Raw genomic sequence first — 614 nt, forward strand, 5'->3', positions numbered from 1 at the left:
CTCTCGAAAGAGTATCATGCCTTCAGCATGATGGGTTGCCCCATTCGGACACCTTAGGATCAGCCCCTGCCAGCGGGTCCCCTAAGCATTTCGTCGCTTGCCACGTCCTTCATCGCCACCAGAAGCCTTAGGCATCCCCCAGACGCTCTTGCTTATGTGTTACCTGTGTCTACTAGTCAATTGATCCCATTACAGAATCAGACTACTTTACTTGTTTTCCCCGTAGGTCAAAGAACTCATCTGGATACCATTGTATCCGTGGTGGAGAATAACGGATTCGAACCGTTGACCCCCTGCTTGCAAAGCAGGTGCTCTAGCCAGCTGAGCTAATCCCCCGTATTTACTCCTGCAGATAGCAACCGTTGTTGCTTACCACTTTGTGGGCCTGCGTGGACTCGAACCACGGACCTCTACATTATCAGTGTAGCGCTCTAACCACCTGAGCTACAAGCCCGTGCTTTGAATATTGACATCACAGTGAAGACAGGCTCCAGAAAGGAGGTGTTCCAGCCGCACCTTCCGGTACGGCTACCTTGTTACGACTTAGCCCCAGTTACCAGATTTACCCTGACCACCTTGCTTAAGGGCAGCTTCAGGTCCCCCCGACTTCCATG

The 614-nt window shown here is 52.0% G+C and carries 2 tRNA genes and 2 rRNA genes; all 4 read right to left on the reverse strand.

Annotated elements, in window-relative coordinates:
- Positions 1-162 (reverse strand): 23S ribosomal RNA (locus F5984_RS26455); the annotation flags it as partial.
- 97 nt (positions 163-259) lie between these two features.
- A tRNA-Ala gene (locus F5984_RS26460) sits at positions 260-336 on the reverse strand.
- 44 nt (positions 337-380) lie between these two features.
- A tRNA-Ile gene (locus F5984_RS26465) sits at positions 381-454 on the reverse strand.
- 40 nt (positions 455-494) lie between these two features.
- Positions 495-614: ribosomal RNA gene (locus F5984_RS26470) — 16S ribosomal RNA — on the reverse strand; the annotation flags it as partial.

Source organism: Rudanella paleaurantiibacter, from assembly GCF_009184635.1.
Classification (GTDB): domain Bacteria; phylum Bacteroidota; class Bacteroidia; order Cytophagales; family Spirosomataceae; genus Rudanella; species Rudanella paleaurantiibacter.